Here is a 19,355-nt window from a genome sequence, read left to right as displayed (position 1 = left end):
GCAAGAAAGAATTGAATGACTACTAAAAGAGACTACTATGACATACTCGGCTTGAGCAGGTCCGCCACGGCCGATGAGATAAAGAAAGCTTACAGAAATCTCGCCTTAAAGTACCATCCGGACAGGGTAGGCGCCGACAAGAAGAAGGAAGCGGAAGAGAAGTTTAAGGAGATGTCGGAAGCGTACGAAGTCCTGATGGACCCCAATAAGAAGGCTACGTACGATCAATACGGCCACGCCGGTGTGGATAGTTCCTTTAAGGGTGGCGGTTTCGACTTTAATCAGGACTTCCACCATTTTGATGACCTGCGTGACTGGGGTGTCAATTTAAATGACATACTTCAGGGATTCGGTTTTGGCGGCGACATATTCGGCGCAGGCTTCGGCGGCGCTGGAAGGCGTGGGGGGCCTCAGCGTGGTCACGACCTTGAATATAAGATAGAGATAAATTTTGAAGACGCCGCTTTTGGCGGGAAGAAGACTATATCTATACCTCGATTTGAGTCCTGCGAAGAATGTGGTGGTACAGGGGCCAAGCCCGGTTCGAAACAGGAAAGGTGCCCTGCCTGCGGAGGGCGTGGGCAGGTAAGCTCATCAAATGGTTTCTTTAATATAGTAAGAACCTGCGATAAATGCGCCGGTGAAGGAGTTATAACAAAGACACCCTGTCAGGAGTGCAGCGGTAGGGGGCGTATAAGGGCCAAAAAAGAGATAGAGGTAAATATACCGGCTGGCGTAGATTCCGGTTCGCGCCTAAGGCTTCAGGGCCAGGGCGAAGCGGGAGAAAAAGGCGGACGCCGCGGCGATCTATATCTTGTCATACATGTTAAGCCGCATGAAATATTTGAAAGGCACGAATCTGACGTATATTGTGAAGTCCCTGTGGAGTTCGTCGTCGCCGTGCTTGGCGGGGAAGTAGAGGTCCCGACGCTTGAGGGTAAGATAAAGATGAAGATACCCGCCGGCACCCAGAGTGGAAAAGTATTCAGGTTAAGAGGAAGAGGAATAGCTCGCCTGCATGATTATGGCAGGGGCGATCAGCTGGTAAAAATGCAGGTAGATGTACCGACAGATTTGACTGCGGAGCAGAAGAGGCTGTTGAAAGAATTTGCCAAGGTATCGGACAAACATCCGGGGCCGTTAGGGCAGTCATTTATGGAAAAGATGAGGAGGATGCTCAAATAAAATGCCGACATACGAATATTCATGTGACAAATGTAAAAAGAATTTTGACCTGTTCCAGAATATGAAAGATGAGCCTATAAAAAAGTGCCCGAAGTGCGGCGGTAAGGTGCACCGGCTCATAGGAGGAGGTTCGGGGATAATATTTAAGGGCACAGGTTTTTACGAGACGGATTATAAGAAAAAGAAGGGCCATCCACATTCGGACGCCTGTAAACACTGCCCGTCGAATAAAGGTAAGTCGTGTTCAAAAGAGTAGGCGTATTGCTATGGTTCTGGACCCCTGTCTTTCTATGGATGGGGATAATTTTTTACGCTTCTTCTATCGTATCCGACCAGATGCCGAAGTTTGATATACGGAACATAGATAAGTTATTTCATCTTGTAGAATATCTTGTCTTAGGCTTCCTTCTTGCCAGGGCATTCGTCCATTCTTCAGTCAAACCTAACTATAAATTAATCTTTATCGCGGCAGTCGCGATAGCTTTGTTATACGGGGCCTCGGATGAGATTCATCAGCGTTTTGTTTCCGGCAGGAGTTGCGATATAATAGATTTATTATCCGATCTTATAGGATCCGCTATCGGCGCCGGGTTATCTTTATATAAAGAAAGGGTTAAAAGTGCCATCGATAAGACCGTTTAAAGCAATTATATATAATAAGAAGAAGGTAAAGGATTTTACTAAGGTGGTGGCGCCGCCTTATGATGTCATCCCGCCGGCAATGCAATCCGCGCTTTATAAGAAGCATGAGAATAATATCGTAAGGCTAATTCTGGGAAAGATAAAAAAGTCTGACGATGTGTCTAGTAACAGATACACGCGCGCAAAAGAATTTTTTGATGCATGGCTCAATAAAGATATCCTCATTGAAGATGATGGAGAAGCAATATACATATATTCGCAAAAGTACAAATATGACGGCAAGATAATCGAGAGAATAGGCTTTATAAGCGCGCTAAAGCTTGAGCTCTCTGACAAAAAAGCTGTACTGCCTCATGAAAACACCCTTCAGGCGCCTAAGGCAGACAGATTGAATCTCATGAGAAGCGTCTCGGCGAACTTGAGCCCGGTATTTATGCTATATCAGGACGATAAAGACGAAGTCGGCGCTATATTAAAAAAAGTTATGAAGGCTACGAAGCCTTTTATAGATATCAGTATAGACGGTATCCGTAATAGAGCTTGGAAGATATCGCGCTCAGACGCCATAGAAAAGATAGAGCGTTTTATGACAGATAAAAACGTATTTATCGCCGACGGGCATCACCGTTATGAGACCGCGATAAATTATGCCAATGAGACAGGCAGTGAAAATTCAAAATACACATTAGCGTACTTCTGCAAGCTCGATGACGATTCCCTCACAATATTACCCACCCATCGATTAATAAAAGATATAGGCAAATTAACAAAAAACGATATATTGGAAAAATTAAACAGATATTTTATTGTCGAGGAATACCCTTCCGCCAAAAAATGTATTTCCAGGCCCAAGGAGCTCAGGGATTACCATGCTTTTGGAATGTATATGGGCGGCAAAAAGTTCTATTGTTTAAAATTAAACAAAGAGAACGCGGCAAGGACCTTTATGGGAGAAGGTTCGCAAGATTGGAAGAGCCTGGACGTGGCGATATTGCACAAGTTTATCATACAAAATGTGTTGGATATTCGCGATGAAGATGATAATATAGAGTTTGTCAAAGATGCGGATGAGGCGCTTACCTTAGCAGGCAAGGGAAAGTTTAAAATAGCTTTCCTGCTTAATCCTACAAAAGTTTCGCAGATGAAGAAGGTGGCCGAACACGGGGAAAAGATGCCCAGAAAGGCCACATATTTTTATCCTAAGCCGCTGTCGGGGCTTGTTATCAGAAAAATTTAGAGGTAAAGATGGCAGATGCTATTTTAAAAGATATAGGGATCGCTCTGGCAAAGGGCGATAGGGCTACCGTCGCTAAGCTTACCAAGGAAGCGCTTGATAGGGGCATTGGCGTAAAGACGATCCTCGAAGATGGCCTTATAGCGAGCATGAACGCCATAGGCGAGAAGTTTAAGGCCAATGAAATATTTATTCCGGAAGTTCTTATCGCCGCAAAAGCGATGCATGCAGGGATCGCGGTGCTTGAGCCGCTCTTCGCTTCGTCGGGCATTAAGCCGATGGGGAAAGTCATAATAGGTACCGTCAAAGGCGATCTTCATGATATAGGCAAGAATATAGTCAGCATGATGCTAAAAGGCGCGTGCTTTGAGGTAATGGACTTAGGCATAGACGTCCCACCCGGTAAATTCGTGGAGATAGTCCAGGCTAAAGGAGCGGATATAATAGCGATGTCGTCGCTATTGACCACTTCAATGGGTGCCATGAAAGATACTATAAAAATGTTGAAGGATTTGGGAGTGCGTGATAAAGTAAAGATCATCGTCGGAGGAGCGCCGATTACTCAAAGCTTCGCGGACTTTATAGGAGCGGACGGCTACGCGAAGGACGCCGCAACGGCGGTCGATAAGGCAAAAGAACTGCTAAAGGTTTAGGATGCCTTTTTTTCCAAAAAAACCAAAGTATACCATAGTAAAAGTCGCCAAGAAACGCGGCGATATCCCCAGCGACCTCTGGACAAAGTGCGAGGATTGCAAAGAGCTTATTTATAATAAGAAACTCGATGAAAACCTGCGCGTCTGCCCCAAATGTAATTTTCACTTCAGCCTCAACGCCCCCGATAGAGTAAGACTAACTCTTGATGAAGGAAGTTTCAAGGAGATGGATCCGGACATGGAGTCGCTCGATCCTCTTTCGTTTGAAGGGCCGAAGACATACAAAGAGAAATATAAAAAAGACCAGGAGCTTACAGGGCTTAAAGAAGCTGTTATTACCGGCGAAGGCACGATATACGGCAGGAAGGTCGTCATCGGCGTTACAGATTCGCGTTTTATAATGGGCTCTATGGGATCCGTCGTGGGCGAAAAACTTACACGCGCTATAGAGCGTTCCATAGAAACAAAATATCCCCTGATAATAATTTCCGGTTCGGGCGGCGGCGCCAGAATGTATGAAGGCCTATATTCTTTAATGCAGATGGCCAAGACATCCGCAGCGTTAAGTAAGCACAATAAGGCCGGATGTGTTTTTATATCGATACTTACCAATCCTACGATGGCCGGCATTATGGCGAGTTTCGCCTCTTTAGGCGACCTGATAATCGCCGAGCCTAAAGCATTGATAGGTTTTACCGGCCCGCGTGTTATAGAGCAGACGATAAGGCAGAAGCTTCCGCCTGGTTTTCAGAAGTCGGAATTTTTGCTTGAGCACGGGCTTATAGATATGATCATTCACAGAAAAAATATGAAAGAAAGTCTTTCGAAGCTTTTAACCTACTTCTAATATGGCACAGGTAAGCTTACAGAATGTTTCCAAGGTATTCTCCGGTAATGTCTGGGCGATACGCGATATCAATCTGGGCATAGAGAGTAAGGAATTTGTCGTTTTCGTAGGGCCTTCCGGATGCGGTAAGTCTACCACATTGAGAATAATAGCCGGATTGGAAGAAGCGACAAACGGAAATGTCTATATCGGCGACCAGAAGGTCAATGATATCCCGCCCAAAGATAGAAACATCGCCATGGTATTCCAGAATTATGCGCTCTATCCCCACATGACGGTCTATGAGAACATGGCGTTCGGATTGAAATTAAGAAAATACCCGAGGCAGGAGATAGAAGCCAGAGTAAAAGAGGCCGCTAATATTCTTGGAATAGAAAAACTCCTTCACAGGCGGCCCAGGGAACTATCCGGAGGACAGAGGCAGAGGGTCGCGGTGGGAAGAGCCATAGTGAGAAAGCCCCTCGTGTTTCTTTTTGACGAACCGCTGTCAAATCTCGACGCCAAGATGCGCGTGCAGATGAGGACCGAGATAAAGAAGCTTCACATACGTCTTCAGACCACGATGATATATGTTACGCATGACCAGACCGAAGCCATGACGATGGGCGACAGGATAGTCGTTATGAAAGACGGTATAATCCAGCAGATCGCCGACCCGATAGGACTTTATGATAACCCTGTAAATAAATTTGTGGCCGGGTTTATCGGTTCTCCTCCGATGAATTTCATAAAAGGAACTATATTAAATAAGGAAGGCAAGTTTTATTTCAACGAAGGCAATTTCCAGGTCAAGATAGTTGACGCTATGGTGCCCAAGATCATATCCTTCCTCAACAAGGAAGTCATATTCGGCATAAGGCCCGAAGATATATACGATAAACTCTTCGTATCATACGCTCCTTCCGAAAATACCATAAAGGCAAACTGCGAGGTTATCGAACCTATGGGTTCGGAGGTTTATCTGCATCTTAATACGGGCCGCAATTCACTGATAGCGAGGGTCGGCGGCCACGACCGGCCTACCATAAATCAGGACATGGATCTTGTATTCGATATGGCCAAAATCCACTTTTTTGATAAGGATACGGATATAACAATTGTCTAATCCGAGCACTCGCTCAATACTCGGAATTACTTCTTTAATAGTATTCCTCGCCCTATCGCATCTTTTATTTTCAATTCATCCTAAAATAGACCCCATTCTTTCGCCCGACTCCTCGGTAATTTCTGTAGCGGTCCTCTGTTTTAACATACCGATAATTCTTTTATGGATAGGGTTCGGTATATTCACAGGCATAGCGATCACTATCATCTCTTTATTCATCGCGCTGACAGGTGTTTTAAAAAGCGGTTATTATAGCGCGGCTTTCCTCTCGTGGAGCTTTATCTTGACGGCGCTTATAGGATACAGAAATTGGAAAGCTACAAAGAGTATAAAGTATTTTGCGGGACTGGATTCGGAAAAAGTCGAAGAGGGTATCAATATACTGTCTGACGAACTTAATAAAAAGAGGATCGACACAAAACATCTTGAGGAAAAACTACTTCGCTATAGCATGCTAAAAGATGTAGCGGAGTCTCTCACCACTACGCTTACTATAGAGGAGATAGCCAGGCTTATCATAGAAAAATCCACAGTGACGATAAAAAAATCAGGGCGCATAATGCTTTTCCTCGTAGATGTGCAGAAACAGGAGCTTATGCTTTCGGCATCGCAGGGGCCGCTTAAAGTGAAAGCGAAGGCCGGAGATATATTTGATAAGTGGGTGTTGAAACACGGTACGCCGCTTATAATCGAAGACTCTATGCAGGATTTTCGCTTCCCTAGCAAAGAAGCGGAAGAAGCCAAAGAATATTTTAAGTCACTTATCGCTGTGCCGCTTTTAAGCGGCAATAAGGTCATAGGTATATTGAGGATGGATTCTCCGACCGAAAATTTTTATACGCAGGATGACCTGCGCCTTCTCGACATATTGGGGGGATTAGGTTCAGTTGCCATACAGAACGCTTTCCTGTATTCATGGGTCCAGGATCTTGCTATACACGACTCACTGACCGGCCTATCTGTGCGGCGTTTCTTTCTAAAACGTCTGCATGAGGAGGCAAAACGCGCCGCCAGGAAGAAGGACGGCTCTATCGCGCTTCTGATGCTGGATATAGACCGATTCAAATGGTATAACGACAAATATGGCCATGCTACCGGAGATATTGTATTAAAATATATTGCCGGTACAATAGCAAGTGAATTACACGAAGGTGATATGGCGTCACGTTACGGCGGTGAAGAGATAGCGATATTTTTGTCCGGTGCCGATATCAGGAAGGCGCAGAAGAAGGCGGAGAGCATAAGAAAAAAGATAGAAGATCACCCTATTACCGTGCGCAGGGAAAGGCATAGCATAACCGTTTCTATAGGCGTTTCGGCTTATCCGAAAGATACGGCGGTGGAAGAGGACCTGGTCAAGATAGCCGACGAGCGTTTATATAAGGCAAAGTCATTGGGGAGAAACAGGGTATGCGCAGAATGATGCTTTACTTATGTATCTGTGCGGTCTTTCTCGCGGCGCTGGTTCATTTTATACCGGATAAAATATTTTTTATACCCATCCTATCATTCTTATTATTTGGCATCGCCGTGACCTGGAAAGAATACAGGGATAGCATAAACATTTTGAAAAGCGAAACGGGCTTAAAGCTTGAAAATTACAGCAGTGAAAAAAATAAATTGGAAAAAGATATTACCAGCGAAGACAGCCGTATATATGCCCTGCGCAACAAAGAGATGATGATATCGAGCCTTTATGAGATAACGAAGAATATGTCTAGCGACCTTACATTTAATGAAATATTCGGCGCGTTAAGCGCTTTTTTAAAAGAATATTTTGTATTCAAAAAGAGCGAACTTCTTATCTTAAAAGAAGTGGAAGGATGTATAAAGGTAGATAAAGTCTATAAATTATATAAGGATGAGAACTGCAAGCAAGAGGATGCGGAAACGAATTACGACGATATGCTGACGCTCTTCGACAATGATAAGAAAGAAGTGTATATCCCAAAAGCGGGCGGCGGGAGTTTCGGCGCGATACCGTTACTTAGTGAAAATAAGTTTGTCGGAATACTTACTATAGAGAACCTGCCCGGCATAGATTTTGACAGATTCGTTATAGTCGCTATGCAGTTTGCCCTCGAGATAAAGAAGGTGCTTTTGTATGAGACGGTCGAAGGCTTGGCGATAACAGATTCACTTACCGGGCTTTATACACGCAGATACTTTTTTGAACGCCTGAATGAGGAATTAAACAGGTCGAAAAATCACGGTTTTAAATTCACATTTCTTATGATAGACATAGATGATTTCAAAAAATGCAATGATACTCACGGGCATCTGGTGGGCGATGTTGTTTTAAAGGATATCGCGCATTTAATAAAGGAAAATGTCAGGGAGATAGATCTTGTGGCAAGATACGGAGGGGAAGAGTTCTCTATTATTTTACCCGAAACTGAGAGAATTGGCGCGATGCTTGCGGCGGAGAGAATACGTAAAAAGATAGAGGAGCACATATTTAAGGCATATGATGAGAAATTGAGGATAACAGTAAGCGCAGGCCTTGCGATATATCCCGATGACGCGGCCGATATGGAAGATATTGTGGAGAAGGCTGACAAAGCCCTCTATACGGCCAAGAGTTCCGGGAAAAATATTGTTTGTGAGTACAAAGATTAAATAGTATAATAACACAATTATTATGCGATTATTAATAGGTATAGATATAGGCGGTACGAATATTAGGCTTGCTTTGATGGATCGATCAGCGCGCCTTAAGGCAAAGAGGATATTCTCCACGGCAAGTTTTAAAGGTAAAGACGCCCTCGTAGATAAGCTTGTAGAAGAAATAAAGCTGCTCACCAAAGAATATTCTGTCACAAAAAAAGAGTTAATAGGCATAGGCATAGGCGCGCCCGGCGCGGTAGATATCAGGACGGGCACAGTCCACTACCTTACGAATATCCCGAATTGGCGCGAAGTGGCGTTAGGCGACATCTTAAAGAAGAGATTGGGCGTGCCGGTCTTTGTCGATAACGATGTCAATGTCATGGCGCTGGGCGAATTACGTTTTGGGGCAGGGCGAGGCGCTAAGAATATGCTGTGTATTACGCTCGGGACGGGAGTCGGCGGAGGATTGATATTGGATAACTCGCTATATCGCGGTTCAAGCTACGCGGCCGGGGAATTTGGCCACGTGCCGATAGGTATCGACGGCCCGAAATGTAATTGCGGAGGCCGTGCATGCGTTGAAGCCTATGTGGGCAACCGCTACATAATAAAAGACGTGGAGGCAAGGATCAAAAAAGGCGAGAAGACGCTCATAAAGAAACTTGTAGGCGGCGAACTTTCGAAGATCACCCCTGAAACGATTGACGAAGCCGCGCGTAAGGGCGATAGATTCGCAAGACAAGTTTGGATTGACGCCGGTAATAAGGTAGGCATTGGCCTTGCGGGCGTCGTTAATCTTTTGAATATAGAGAAGATAGTTATAGGCGGCGGGGTTGCCGAAGCGGGAAAGATATTGTTCGACTCGATAAAGAGGACGATATCCGAAAGAGCGATGAAGTTGCCGGCAAAGACGGTAAAAGTTGTGAAGGCAAAGTTAGGATATGACGCCGGTGTTATCGGCGCCGCGACGTTAGTATTATACGAGAGGGGTGTATGAAGTTATTTATTGATACGGCGAACATAAATGAAATCAAAGAGGCGAATTCTCTGGGGATAATCGACGGAGTTACCACAAATCCTACGTTGATAGCCAGGGAGGGCAAAGATTTTATATCTGTAGTAAAAGAGATATGCTCTATCGTAGACGGGCCTATCAGCGCCGAGGTCATAAGCTTAAAGTCCGATGAAATGATAAAAGAGGCCAGGACGCTTGCGAAGATACACAAAAATATTGTAATTAAGATACCATTGATACCCGAAGGACTAAAAGCAACGAAGATTTTATCAAAAGAAGGCATAAAGACAAATCTTACGTTATGTTTCTCGCCCACACAGGCACTTTTAGCCGCAAAGGCCGGCGCTACCTACGTAAGCCCTTTTATAGGGCGGCTCGACGATATAAGTATCGTCGGGATGGATTTGATACGCGATATAAAGACCATCTTTGGTAATTACGGGTTTAAGACCGAAATAATAGTCGCCAGCGTCCGTAATCCCGTGCATGTACTTGACGCCGCTAAGATAGGGGCCGATATAGCTACTGTGCCATATGCGACGTTGATGGCTCTTGTAAAACACCCGCTTACAGATATCGGGATACAGAAATTCTTAAAGGATTGGGAAAGTGTACCGAAGAAATAAATATTTATTTTATAGCCTGCAGCTTATGGCCTACAGCTTGATCGTCCTATCCTCAACTGCCTACGCGCAGGACTTTAAGCAAAAAGCGCCCATCGTAGTCAACGGCGATAAGGTCGAGTATTTCCACGAGCAGAAGAGAGTCGTGGGAACGGGAAATATATTTATCGACTATGAAGACGTGCGGCTAACCTGCGAGAAGGTCACGGTATATTTAGATACACGCGAAGCTATAGCCGAAGGCAATGTCAAGATAACGCAGAAAGACGCTTATTTTACCGGTGACAAAATAAATTACAATTTTGACAAGAGGACCGGCACCGCGATAGATGCTTATATAAATTATGTCCCATTCTACGGTAAGTGGCAGAAGATAGATAAGGTTGGGGAGAGCCAGGTAGGCATCGAAAAAGGTTATATGACTACCTGCGACCTGGAAAAACCGCATTACAGGATAGAGGCTAAAAAGGTAGAGATATACCTGGAAGATAAAGTTATCGCGAAGAATATAGTCGCGTATGTCGGCAATTGCCCCATTATGTGGCTGCCTTATTATTACCAACCCATAAAAGAACAATCGGCTCATATAACCATAATGCCGGGCCATGACAGGGACTGGGGCTATTACGCGCTTATGTCCATGAAATATGATTACAGTGAAATTTTTAAGGGCAGGTATAGGTTCGATTACAGGACGAAGAACGGCATAGCCGTCGGCATAGATAACTCCTACAAACTTGAAGGCCTGGGTGAAGGCATAGCCAATTTTTATTATGCCGATGAGAATAATGAGTATCTTTCATACAAGCCTATAACGCGTGAAGAAGGAAAATATAGATTACAGATAAGGCATAAATGGCAGGTCCTGGACGATACCTTAATGACTATGGAGCTTGAGAAGGTCCGTGACGACAGGATGGTGAAATATTATTTCTACAATGAGTGGGAAGAGCATCCTGTGCCGGATAATTATATCTCATTTATTACCTCAAAGGAAAGTTATACTACGGAATTTTTAGTACGCAAGCGAATGGACAAATACTATGATGTCGTCGAAATATTGCCCGAATTTAATGTCAACATACCGCAGTATAATATAAAGTACAATGGCGGAAGCTCGCCATTATACTATAACGCAAGTTTTACGCCTACATATATGAACCACACCTTTCCTCATTCCGAAACGAGCCAGTACAAAGATCTTAATGTCATAAGAGTAGATACTTATAATAAACTTTTATATAATACCAAACCCATACCATACTTAAGATCGCTCTATGTTACACCATTCGCCGGAACGAGGCAGACATTTTATTCAAGAGGCAAGTACGGCCAGACGAATTTTATAAGAGGTGTATTTGACGCTGGTTTCGACAGCTCCATGAAATTGTACAAAATATACGACATCAATACCAATGCGCTCGATCTGGACATAAATAAACTGAGGCATGTAATTACTCCGACCGTGAGCTACTTCTATACCCATCAGCCCACGGTCAGCATGGATAATCTTACGCAGTTTGATGCTATTGACGCGATAAAAGAGCAGAATAACATCGTCTTCCAGGTGGAAAATAAACTTCAGACAAAAAGAAACGGGGTGTCTGTCGATCTTGTGGACTACATTATAAGGACAGATTATCAGTTCAGGCTCAAAAAGGGCGTCTTCGCGTTTAATGATGACTCTGATTTTAAAGACCAAAAATTTCAATACGTATTTATGCAGTTGGAGCTTACGCCCTATCCTTGGCTATATACACTTGCAAAGATGAATATTAATACAAAGTATGGCCTGCCCGATTCTGCGAGCGTAGACTTTGTCGGGGGCAAGGAAGAAGATAGGTCGCTTGCTTTTGGGTATAGATATGAGCACTCATTTAATTCTGACATACCCGTCGACCCGGACACAAATGGTAATTTAGTCAATTATCTAACTACCGATGCCATATACAGGTTTAACGAGAAATGGAAAGCGCGGGTTTATTGGCGTTTTAATATGGACAAAGGATATATAGATGAACATCAGTACACCCTTTCAAGAGATCTGCACTGTTGGATATTAGAGTTTACCTATGATTATAGGCCTTATGAGGACAATAAAACGATCTCAACCCAGACATTTTGGGTATCGTTGCGTCTCAAGGCATTTCCTAAAATGCCGCTTGGAGTTGGTAGGGCCTATTCCAGAACAAGGGCTGGTCAACCTGGCGATGCCGGTTTTATAGAGCGTCAGAGGCTTTCTGCCGGACGTTCCGCAGGCTATTAGCGTAAAATCTAGTTTTTTCTATAGACCTACCGTACATTTCTTGCTATAATATTTAGCTTATAATATAGGGGTTACGATATGAATATAACGATTGTAGGTTCAGGCTATGTAGGTTTGGTCACAGGCGCTTGCTTTGCGGATCTTGGCAATGATGTTATATGTGTTGATAATAACGAAAGCAAGATCTCCAAGCTAAAAAAAGGCATAATGCCTATTTACGAGCCCGGCCTTGAAGAACTTGTTAAGCGAAATGTTAAAGAGGGCCGAATCACTTTTACCAGCCGTTTAAAAGATGGGGTAAAAAAGTCTGAAGTGATCTTCGTCTGTGTGCCGACCCCGCCCAAGGATAACGGCGACGCGGATATGACATATGTCGAAAATGTGGCGCGAGAGATAGCTCTTTCGATGTCTTCTTATAAGCTGATTGTGGATAAGTCCACCGTCCCGGTAAATACAGGCGAGTGGGTCGAGCATACCATAAATATATTCAATAAGCGCAAGATAAAATTCGATGTAGTGTCCAACCCCGAATTTTTAAAAGAGGGGACCGCTATCGAAGATTTCATGAATCCCGACAGGGTTGTCGTTGGGGTCAAGTCTAAAAAGGCCGCGGATATTCTTACCGAATTATACAAGCCTCTCAAGGCGCCGATAGTCGTTACAAATATAAAGAGCGCGGAACTGATAAAACACGCCTCAAATTCATTTCTTGCGACAAAGATATCCTTCATAAACTCTGTAGCCAATATCTGTGATAAGGTCGGCGCGGATATCGTGGATGTCGCGCGCGGCATGGGGCTCGACAAAAGGATATCGAAAGATTTTTTAAATGCTGGGATAGGCTTTGGCGGATCATGCTTCCCGAAGGATCTCGACGCGTTTGTTCACATAGCCGGAAAGATAGGTTATGATTTCGGCATACTAAAAGAGGTTCAAAATGTAAACAGGGAGCAGAAGAGGCTGGCGATAAAGAAGATAGAAGCTTTATTATGGAACCTGCCTAAAAAAACAGTCGGTGTTTTAGGGTTGTCTTTTAAACCGGGGACGGACGATTTAAGAGAAGCTCCTGCCATGGAGATCATAGAGGCGCTTCTCAAAGAAGGTGTGCGCGTTAAAGTGTATGATCCTGTCGCGATGGCTAAGGCCAAAGAGCGGTTGAAGGCGAGCGTTGAATTCTGCAAAGACGCTTACCAGGCCGCTAAAGACAGCGATTGTATTATTGTGGCTACGGAATGGAATGAATTTAAGGAGTTGGACTTTAAGAAGATAAAGAAAATAATGAGACAGCCTGTTATAGTTGACGGAAGAAATATTTATAATCCGGCCCAGATGAAGAAGCTTGGATTTAGATACGAGGGGATAGGCAGGGGCCATGATTAAAGGCGTTAAAGTTAAAAAATTAAAAATTATCCCGGATAAGCGCGGCAGGCTTATGGAAATCTTGCGCTGCGACGACAAAGTCTTCAAGAAATTCGGGCAAGTATATATGACGACTACTTATCCGGGCGTGGTAAAGGCGTGGCATTTTCATCAGAAACAGAATGATAATTTTGCCTGTGTGCACGGCAAGATAAGACTTGCGTTATACGACGCGCGGGAAAAATCGCCTACCTATAAAGAAGTTAATGAATTCATATTATCCACAGATGACCCGATACTCGTTACTATCCCCAAAATGGTTTACCACGGATTTAAGGGCATAGCAGATTGCGAGTCTATAGTTATCAATACTCCTACGCTTCCTTATAATTACAAAAAACCGGATGAAGAGCGTTTGGATGCTTATGATAATGATATTAACTACGACTGGAGAAAGTAATACATGGGATTGAAAGGCGTAATCTTAGCCGGGGGCTTGGGAAAGCGGCTCTATCCTTTGACGAGGATCTCCAATAAGCATCTACTGCCTGTTTTTAATAAGCCGATGATCTATTATCCCATACAGACGCTCGTCGATGCCGGTATTAAGGATATATTGATAGTGACCGGCGGAAATCATGCGGGAGAATTTCTGCGCCTTCTCGGTAATGGCAAGGATTTCGGCCTGAAGCATATAAATTACACTTATCAAGAAGGCGAGGGCGGGATAGCCGAGGCGCTGAAACTTGCCGAACACTTTGCCGACAATGACAAGATAGTGGTGATCCTGGGTGACAATATAATCGAAAAGGGTATAAAAAAGGCCGTAGAAGATTTTAGAAAACAGCCGAAGGGCGCGAAGATACTCTTGAAGAAGGTTGAGGATCCGGAGAGATTCGGAGTCGCCGAGTTTAGGGGTAAGAATGTAGTGTCTATAGAGGAAAAGCCCAAAAAGCCCAAATCCGATTACGCCATTACCGGTATCTATATGTATGATTCAAAAGTATTTGAGATAGCTAAGACACTGAAGCCGTCCAGGCGCGGCGAGCTCGAGATAACTGATGTTAATAATGAATATATAAGGCGCGGCGAACTTACTTACAATATTCTCGACGGCTGGTGGACGGATTCGGGAACTTTCGATTCACTGTTAAGGGCGAATATATTAGTAGCGAAGAAATTGACCAAATGAAAAAACTACTTGTGACTGGCGGAGCCGGATTTATCGGTTCAAACTTCATACGTTATATGTTAGGTAAATACGAGGACTATCGTATTACCAATATTGATAATCTCACCTATTGCGGCAATCTCGAAAACCTGAAAGACATTAAAAAGAATAAGCGATATAAATTCGTAAAGGGTGACATTACAGACGCAAAAGTCGTTGAAAAGCTGGTTAAAGGCAGCGATTGCGTAGTAAATTTCGCGGCAGAAACACATGTGGACAGGTCGATAAAAGACCCTTCGGTCTTTATCAAGACGAATGTATTTGGTACATATACTTTATTGGAAATGGTAAAGAAAGTCGGGGCGGAATTGTATATTCAGATCTCTACCGATGAGGTATATGGAAGTATTCCCAAAGGTTATTCTAAAGAGACGGATCCTTTGGAGCCCAACAGCCCATATTCAGCGAGTAAAGCCGGCGCGGACTTATTAGCAAGGTCCTATTTTGTTACTTATGGCTTGCCGGTGATCATAACGAGAAGCTCTAATAATTTCGGGCCGTACCAGTATCCGGAAAAAGTAATACCTCTGTTTGTAACGAATCTATTGCAGGATAAGAAGATTCCTTTATATGCCGACGGGATGAATGTGCGGGACTGGCTCTATGTAGTGGATAATTGCGAGGCCATAGATGTTGTCATGCATAAGGGGAAAGTCGGAGAAATTTATAATATAGGTGTCGGCGGCGAGACTACAAATATCGAATTGACGCACGCGATGCTTGCGCTTTTAGGAAAAGATGAAAGCATGATAGAGTATGTCAAAGACAGGCCCGGCCATGATAAGAGGTACGCGCTTGATATAACGAAGCTAAAAGCGCTCGGTTGGAAACCAAAGCATGATTTTAAATACGCGCTTGAACTTACTATAGAGTGGTACAAGAAGAACACAGCCTGGTGGCAGAAATTAATTAAATGCCGAAAAGATATAAAATATTAGTTACAGGCTCGAGCGGAATGCTAGGGACCGATCTTTGTCAGGAGCTGAAAAAAGACTATCAAGTGTATGGGGCGGATTTAGCTTATAGCTTAAAGCTTACAGCTTACAGCTTCACAAGGTGCGACATAACCGATAAACGTAGCATTTCCAAGGTTATGAATAAGCTTCATCCCGATATTATTATACACACAGCGGCGATGACGGATGTCGATGGCTGCGAGCTTAATCCGAAAAAGGCGTATAAGGTAAACGCCGAAGGTGCAAAAAATGTCGCGTTGGCCTGTAAAGAGGCGGACGCCGTTTTAATATACATCAGCACCGATTTCGTATTCGACGGTAAAAAGAAAAATCTATATAAAGAAACGGACAAGGTAAACCCCTTAAGCATATATGGAGATTCAAAGCTGAAAGGCGAAGAATCTATAAGAAATACGCTTAAAAAATATTTTATTCTTCGCACCAGTTGGCTTTATGGTAAGCATGGCAAAAATTTTGTGGATACTATTATTGCGAAGGCAAAGAGTGAAAAGGCCTTGAAAGTCGTTGATGACCAGGTGGGATCGCCGACGTACACGAAGGATTTAAGCAAAGCGATACACGTATTGTTGCACCGCCGCGATGACAAGTTGTTTTCGCTGACTACACCGCAGCGGTGGGCTGGTGTTTATCATGTTTCGAATTCGGGAAGCGTTTCGTGGTTTAGTTATGCCAGAAAAATATTGAAATTGGCGGGATCAAAGACGAGAGTTCTTCCGATATCTTCAAAAGAATTAAACTCCCCCGCGAAACGTCCGGCGATGTCGATATTGGATAATTCAAAGTTCATGAAATTTACAGGTTATAGGATGCGCAATTGGCAGGAGGCATTAAAAGATTATGTTTGATACCTTGAAGAATAAAATTCTTACCAAGAAAGCAAAGATAGGCGTGATAGGCTTAGGCTATGTAGGGCTGCCGCTTGCCATGGCATTTGCCAAAAAAGGGTTTAAGGTGTGGGGCATAGATGTCGACAAGGACCGTGTCGCAAGATTAAAGAAAGGGCAGTCTTATATATTGGACTTAAAGCCCCGGGAGATAGTCGCGTTACAGAAAGACGGTTCGCTGACTGTAACAACGGATTTGAGTAATATCAAAAGATTGGACGCTTTTATAGTATGCGTGCCGACACCTTTATTAAAGACCAAAGAGCCGGATGTTTCTTTTATAGTTTCCGCGACCCAGATGATAAAGAAGCACATGAAGCACGGACAGATAGTCGTATTGGAGTCTACCACATATCCCGGCACTACCGAAGAAGTTATGTTGCCTATTTTAGAATCGACAGGGCTTAAAGAATGCAAAGATTTTTATCTGGCATTTTCGCCGGAGAGGATAGATCCGGGTAACGCGAAATATTTTGTCACAAATATTCCTAAGGTTTTGGGCGGCATATCCGAAAGCTCCACACAAATCGGAACCATTTTATATAATCAAATAATAGATAAAGTCATGCCTGTCTCTTCGGCTAAGGCAGCAGAGATGACTAAGCTGCTTGAAAATACATTCAGGATAGTTAATTTGGGCCTTGTGAACGAGCTTGCGTTGATGTGTGATAAGCTCGGCATCAACATTTGGGAAGTCATCGAAGCGGCAAAGACGAAACCGTATGGCTTTATGCCATTCTATCCAGGGCCCGGCGTAGGCGGCCACTGTTTAACAAAGGATGAATACATATTCGTGAAGGATAAGGAAGCCTCGGGATTCAGGCCTATAAAGATATCTGATTTTGTCAGCGAATCGGGGAAAAACCCAAATTCGAGACTGCATAGAGTTAAAGGGGCAACATTTATAAGGCCTATTTCTAAAAAGGTGCTATCTTATGACCCGATAGGCAATGGATCATGCTTTAAAGAAGTCAGCATGCTTTCGGAAAGGCCCTATAATGGGGATATAATCAATATTAAGACGCAGGATAGCCGCGCTATATCCGTTACATCCAAGCATCCGATGATAGTTAACAAGGGCGGTCAATTGGGCGTCAAATTTGCCGACGAGCTTGAATTAAACGATGAGATACCTGTTATCCTCAATCTTCCGGAAGAATCTGTCAAAAAAGAGGACTCATGGATAGATTTGATAGAATTTCTAAAACAGCGGAATTTTGTAAGCGGTATAAGAGTCAAGGGAACATATTTTGAATGGCGCGATTTTAAGAAAGAAATAAAGCAAAGGTCGGCACCCGGCGCAAAAGCCAGTCTGGATGACTATTTTAAAGCCGGCTATCTTCCGTTAAATGTATATCTATCGCTGGAAGGCAAGATGAGCTGGCCGGTTAATAGAGAAGATCTCATGCTTTGTACAGGTCGCGGGCCTTCATACCAAAGCATTCCGGCGGTTATGGATGTTGACGAAGATTTCCTAAGGTTTATCGGTTATTATTTAAGCGAAGGCTGTATAACGGTAGATAAATCTATAAGAACGAGATTAACATTTAACAGGAATGAATCGCAATACCTTAACGATATCAGGTTGTTCCTTAAAGAGAAGGGTATCTGTTACTCAGAATATAATTCAAAGAAATGGAACAGCACCTGCATTAAGATATCGTCAAATATTTTCGGTTACCTCTTAAGAGATATACTGGGCTGCGGCGTTGATTCTTACTCTATGAAAATTCCTCAGCGATTTATGCTCTTGCCGAAAAAATTGAAGCTTCATCTAATTATGGGGTTATTGAGAGGAGACGGCGGCGTAGACAGTTCTAGCGGAAAGAGAGCCTATTGTAAGAACGGGAAAATATATAAGCATAATTTTAATTCGGCCACAGTAAATTATTTCACAATAAGCGATACCCTGTTTAATCAAATGGTGCTTCTACTACAGGATTTAGGCTTTATGCCAAGCTTCAAGAAAAGAAAAAATCTGTTAAACATGTTCGGGTACGGTCAACTTAAAAGATTGAGAAGCATGTTTCTTGGAGAGAAAGCGGGGCGAATTAAGTCTTATCTTGAAAAAAGCAGGAAAATAATACCAAACAAAAACTTCAATTTATATACAAATTTCGCGACTACAAAAATTAAAGACATATCCTACTCTAAAGCAAGCAAAGTCTATTCTATGGAAGTGCGGGATACCAATACTTTTGTAACATCATATGGCATACTTACTCATAATTGCATTCCCATAGATCCTTTGTATCTATCGTGGAAGGCAAGAGCGCATGGTTTTGAAGCGAGATTTATAGATTTAGCGTCGGAAATAAACGGCCGCATGCCGCACTATGTAGTGGAAAAGATAATCAGCGCGCTTAATAAAAAGAAGAAAGCGCTTAAAGGTGCCAAGGTATTGCTTATAGGAGTGGCATATAAGAAAGACGTCCAGGATTTGAGAGAGTCACCGGCGTTTGAGATAATCGAACTATTGGAAAGGAATGAGGCGAACGTTTTATATTATGATCCTTATTTTCCATATATTAAAGTAGACGGTATTAATTTGAAACGCGCGAAATTTACCAAAGAGGTGTTGGCTTCGGCCGATTGCGTTGTTATAGTAACCGATCACTCTAATATTGACTACCAGTTTATAGCGAAGAATTCAAAAGTTATTATCGATACCAGAAACGCGTTGAAGGGTATCAAAAATAGGTCAAATATCATAAAACTATAAAA

At 43.2% G+C, this 19,355-nt stretch carries 18 protein-coding genes; all 18 read left to right on the top strand.

Annotation, left to right across the window (positions count from 1 at the left end):
• Positions 1 to 15 precede the first annotated feature (15 nt).
• Complete coding sequence (dnaJ, locus tag Q8R38_06415) at positions 16 to 1,185, top strand: molecular chaperone DnaJ (GenBank protein MDP3791658.1); 1,170 nt, start codon at positions 16 to 18, stop codon at positions 1,183 to 1,185.
• A 1-nt stretch (position 1,186) separates the two neighbouring features.
• Complete coding sequence (locus Q8R38_06410; protein ID MDP3791657.1) at positions 1,187 to 1,441, top strand: zinc ribbon domain-containing protein; 255 nt, start codon at positions 1,187 to 1,189, stop codon at positions 1,439 to 1,441.
• Positions 1,426 to 1,827, top strand: a complete 402-nt coding sequence (locus tag Q8R38_06405; GenBank protein ID MDP3791656.1) for a VanZ family protein — start codon at positions 1,426 to 1,428, stop codon at positions 1,825 to 1,827. The genes Q8R38_06410 and Q8R38_06405 overlap by 16 nt, the downstream gene beginning before the upstream one ends.
• On the top strand, positions 1,805 to 3,064 hold the full coding sequence (locus Q8R38_06400; GenBank protein ID MDP3791655.1) for a DUF1015 domain-containing protein: 1,260 nt from the start codon (positions 1,805 to 1,807) through the stop codon (positions 3,062 to 3,064). Before Q8R38_06405 ends, Q8R38_06400 begins: the two co-directional genes overlap by 23 nt.
• An 8-nt stretch (positions 3,065 to 3,072) precedes the next feature.
• Positions 3,073 to 3,714, top strand: coding sequence for a corrinoid protein (locus Q8R38_06395; GenBank protein MDP3791654.1), 642 nt, complete (start codon positions 3,073 to 3,075; stop codon positions 3,712 to 3,714).
• A 1-nt stretch (position 3,715) separates the two neighbouring features.
• On the top strand, positions 3,716 to 4,561 hold the full coding sequence (gene accD / locus Q8R38_06390; GenBank protein ID MDP3791653.1) for an acetyl-CoA carboxylase, carboxyltransferase subunit beta: 846 nt from the start codon (positions 3,716 to 3,718) through the stop codon (positions 4,559 to 4,561).
• 1 nt (position 4,562) lies between these two features.
• Positions 4,563 to 5,666 (top strand): sn-glycerol-3-phosphate ABC transporter ATP-binding protein UgpC, encoded by a 1,104-nt coding sequence (ugpC, locus tag Q8R38_06385; protein ID MDP3791652.1) that lies wholly within the window; start codon positions 4,563 to 4,565, stop codon positions 5,664 to 5,666.
• Positions 5,659 to 7,089 (top strand): sensor domain-containing diguanylate cyclase, encoded by a 1,431-nt coding sequence (locus tag Q8R38_06380; GenBank protein MDP3791651.1) that lies wholly within the window; start codon positions 5,659 to 5,661, stop codon positions 7,087 to 7,089. The genes ugpC and Q8R38_06380 overlap by 8 nt, the downstream gene beginning before the upstream one ends.
• Entirely contained in the window at positions 7,086 to 8,285 is a 1,200-nt protein-coding gene (locus Q8R38_06375) for a GGDEF domain-containing protein (GenBank protein ID MDP3791650.1), read from the top strand. The genes Q8R38_06380 and Q8R38_06375 overlap by 4 nt, the downstream gene beginning before the upstream one ends.
• Before the next feature lie 22 nt (positions 8,286 to 8,307).
• Complete coding sequence (locus Q8R38_06370; GenBank protein MDP3791649.1) at positions 8,308 to 9,273, top strand: ROK family protein; 966 nt, start codon at positions 8,308 to 8,310, stop codon at positions 9,271 to 9,273.
• The gene (gene fsa / locus Q8R38_06365) at positions 9,270 to 9,917 is read left to right on the top strand and encodes a fructose-6-phosphate aldolase (protein ID MDP3791648.1); all 648 of its coding nucleotides are present in this window, start codon (positions 9,270 to 9,272) and stop codon (positions 9,915 to 9,917) included. Before Q8R38_06370 ends, fsa begins: the two co-directional genes overlap by 4 nt.
• Entirely contained in the window at positions 9,901 to 12,180 is a 2,280-nt protein-coding gene (locus Q8R38_06360; protein MDP3791647.1) for a hypothetical protein, read from the top strand. The genes fsa and Q8R38_06360 overlap by 17 nt, the downstream gene beginning before the upstream one ends.
• A gap of 78 nt (positions 12,181 to 12,258) precedes the next feature.
• Positions 12,259 to 13,560, top strand: a complete 1,302-nt coding sequence (locus Q8R38_06355) for a UDP-glucose/GDP-mannose dehydrogenase family protein (protein ID MDP3791646.1) — start codon at positions 12,259 to 12,261, stop codon at positions 13,558 to 13,560.
• Positions 13,553 to 13,999: a dTDP-4-dehydrorhamnose 3,5-epimerase family protein gene (locus Q8R38_06350; protein MDP3791645.1), complete on the top strand. Its 447-nt coding sequence runs from the start codon at positions 13,553 to 13,555 to the stop codon at positions 13,997 to 13,999. Before Q8R38_06355 ends, Q8R38_06350 begins: the two co-directional genes overlap by 8 nt.
• A 9-nt stretch (positions 14,000 to 14,008) precedes the next feature.
• Positions 14,009 to 14,731 (top strand): sugar phosphate nucleotidyltransferase, encoded by a 723-nt coding sequence (locus Q8R38_06345; protein ID MDP3791644.1) that lies wholly within the window; start codon positions 14,009 to 14,011, stop codon positions 14,729 to 14,731.
• The gene (gene rfbB, locus Q8R38_06340; GenBank protein MDP3791643.1) at positions 14,728 to 15,708 is read left to right on the top strand and encodes a dTDP-glucose 4,6-dehydratase; all 981 of its coding nucleotides are present in this window, start codon (positions 14,728 to 14,730) and stop codon (positions 15,706 to 15,708) included. The genes Q8R38_06345 and rfbB overlap by 4 nt, the downstream gene beginning before the upstream one ends.
• Complete coding sequence (gene rfbD, locus Q8R38_06335) at positions 15,684 to 16,592, top strand: dTDP-4-dehydrorhamnose reductase (GenBank protein ID MDP3791642.1); 909 nt, start codon at positions 15,684 to 15,686, stop codon at positions 16,590 to 16,592. The genes rfbB and rfbD overlap by 25 nt, the downstream gene beginning before the upstream one ends.
• On the top strand, positions 16,585 to 19,353 hold the full coding sequence (locus Q8R38_06330) for a nucleotide sugar dehydrogenase (GenBank protein ID MDP3791641.1): 2,769 nt from the start codon (positions 16,585 to 16,587) through the stop codon (positions 19,351 to 19,353). The genes rfbD and Q8R38_06330 overlap by 8 nt, the downstream gene beginning before the upstream one ends.
• The last annotated feature ends 2 nt before the right edge of the window (positions 19,354 to 19,355 follow it).

It is taken from the genome of Candidatus Omnitrophota bacterium, from assembly GCA_030695905.1.
Taxonomy (GTDB): Bacteria; Omnitrophota; Gorgyraeia; order 2-01-FULL-45-10; family 2-01-FULL-45-10; genus CAZHPY01.
The sequence above is the reverse complement of the archived record's forward strand: the minus strand, read 5'-3'. Positions and strand labels throughout refer to the sequence as shown.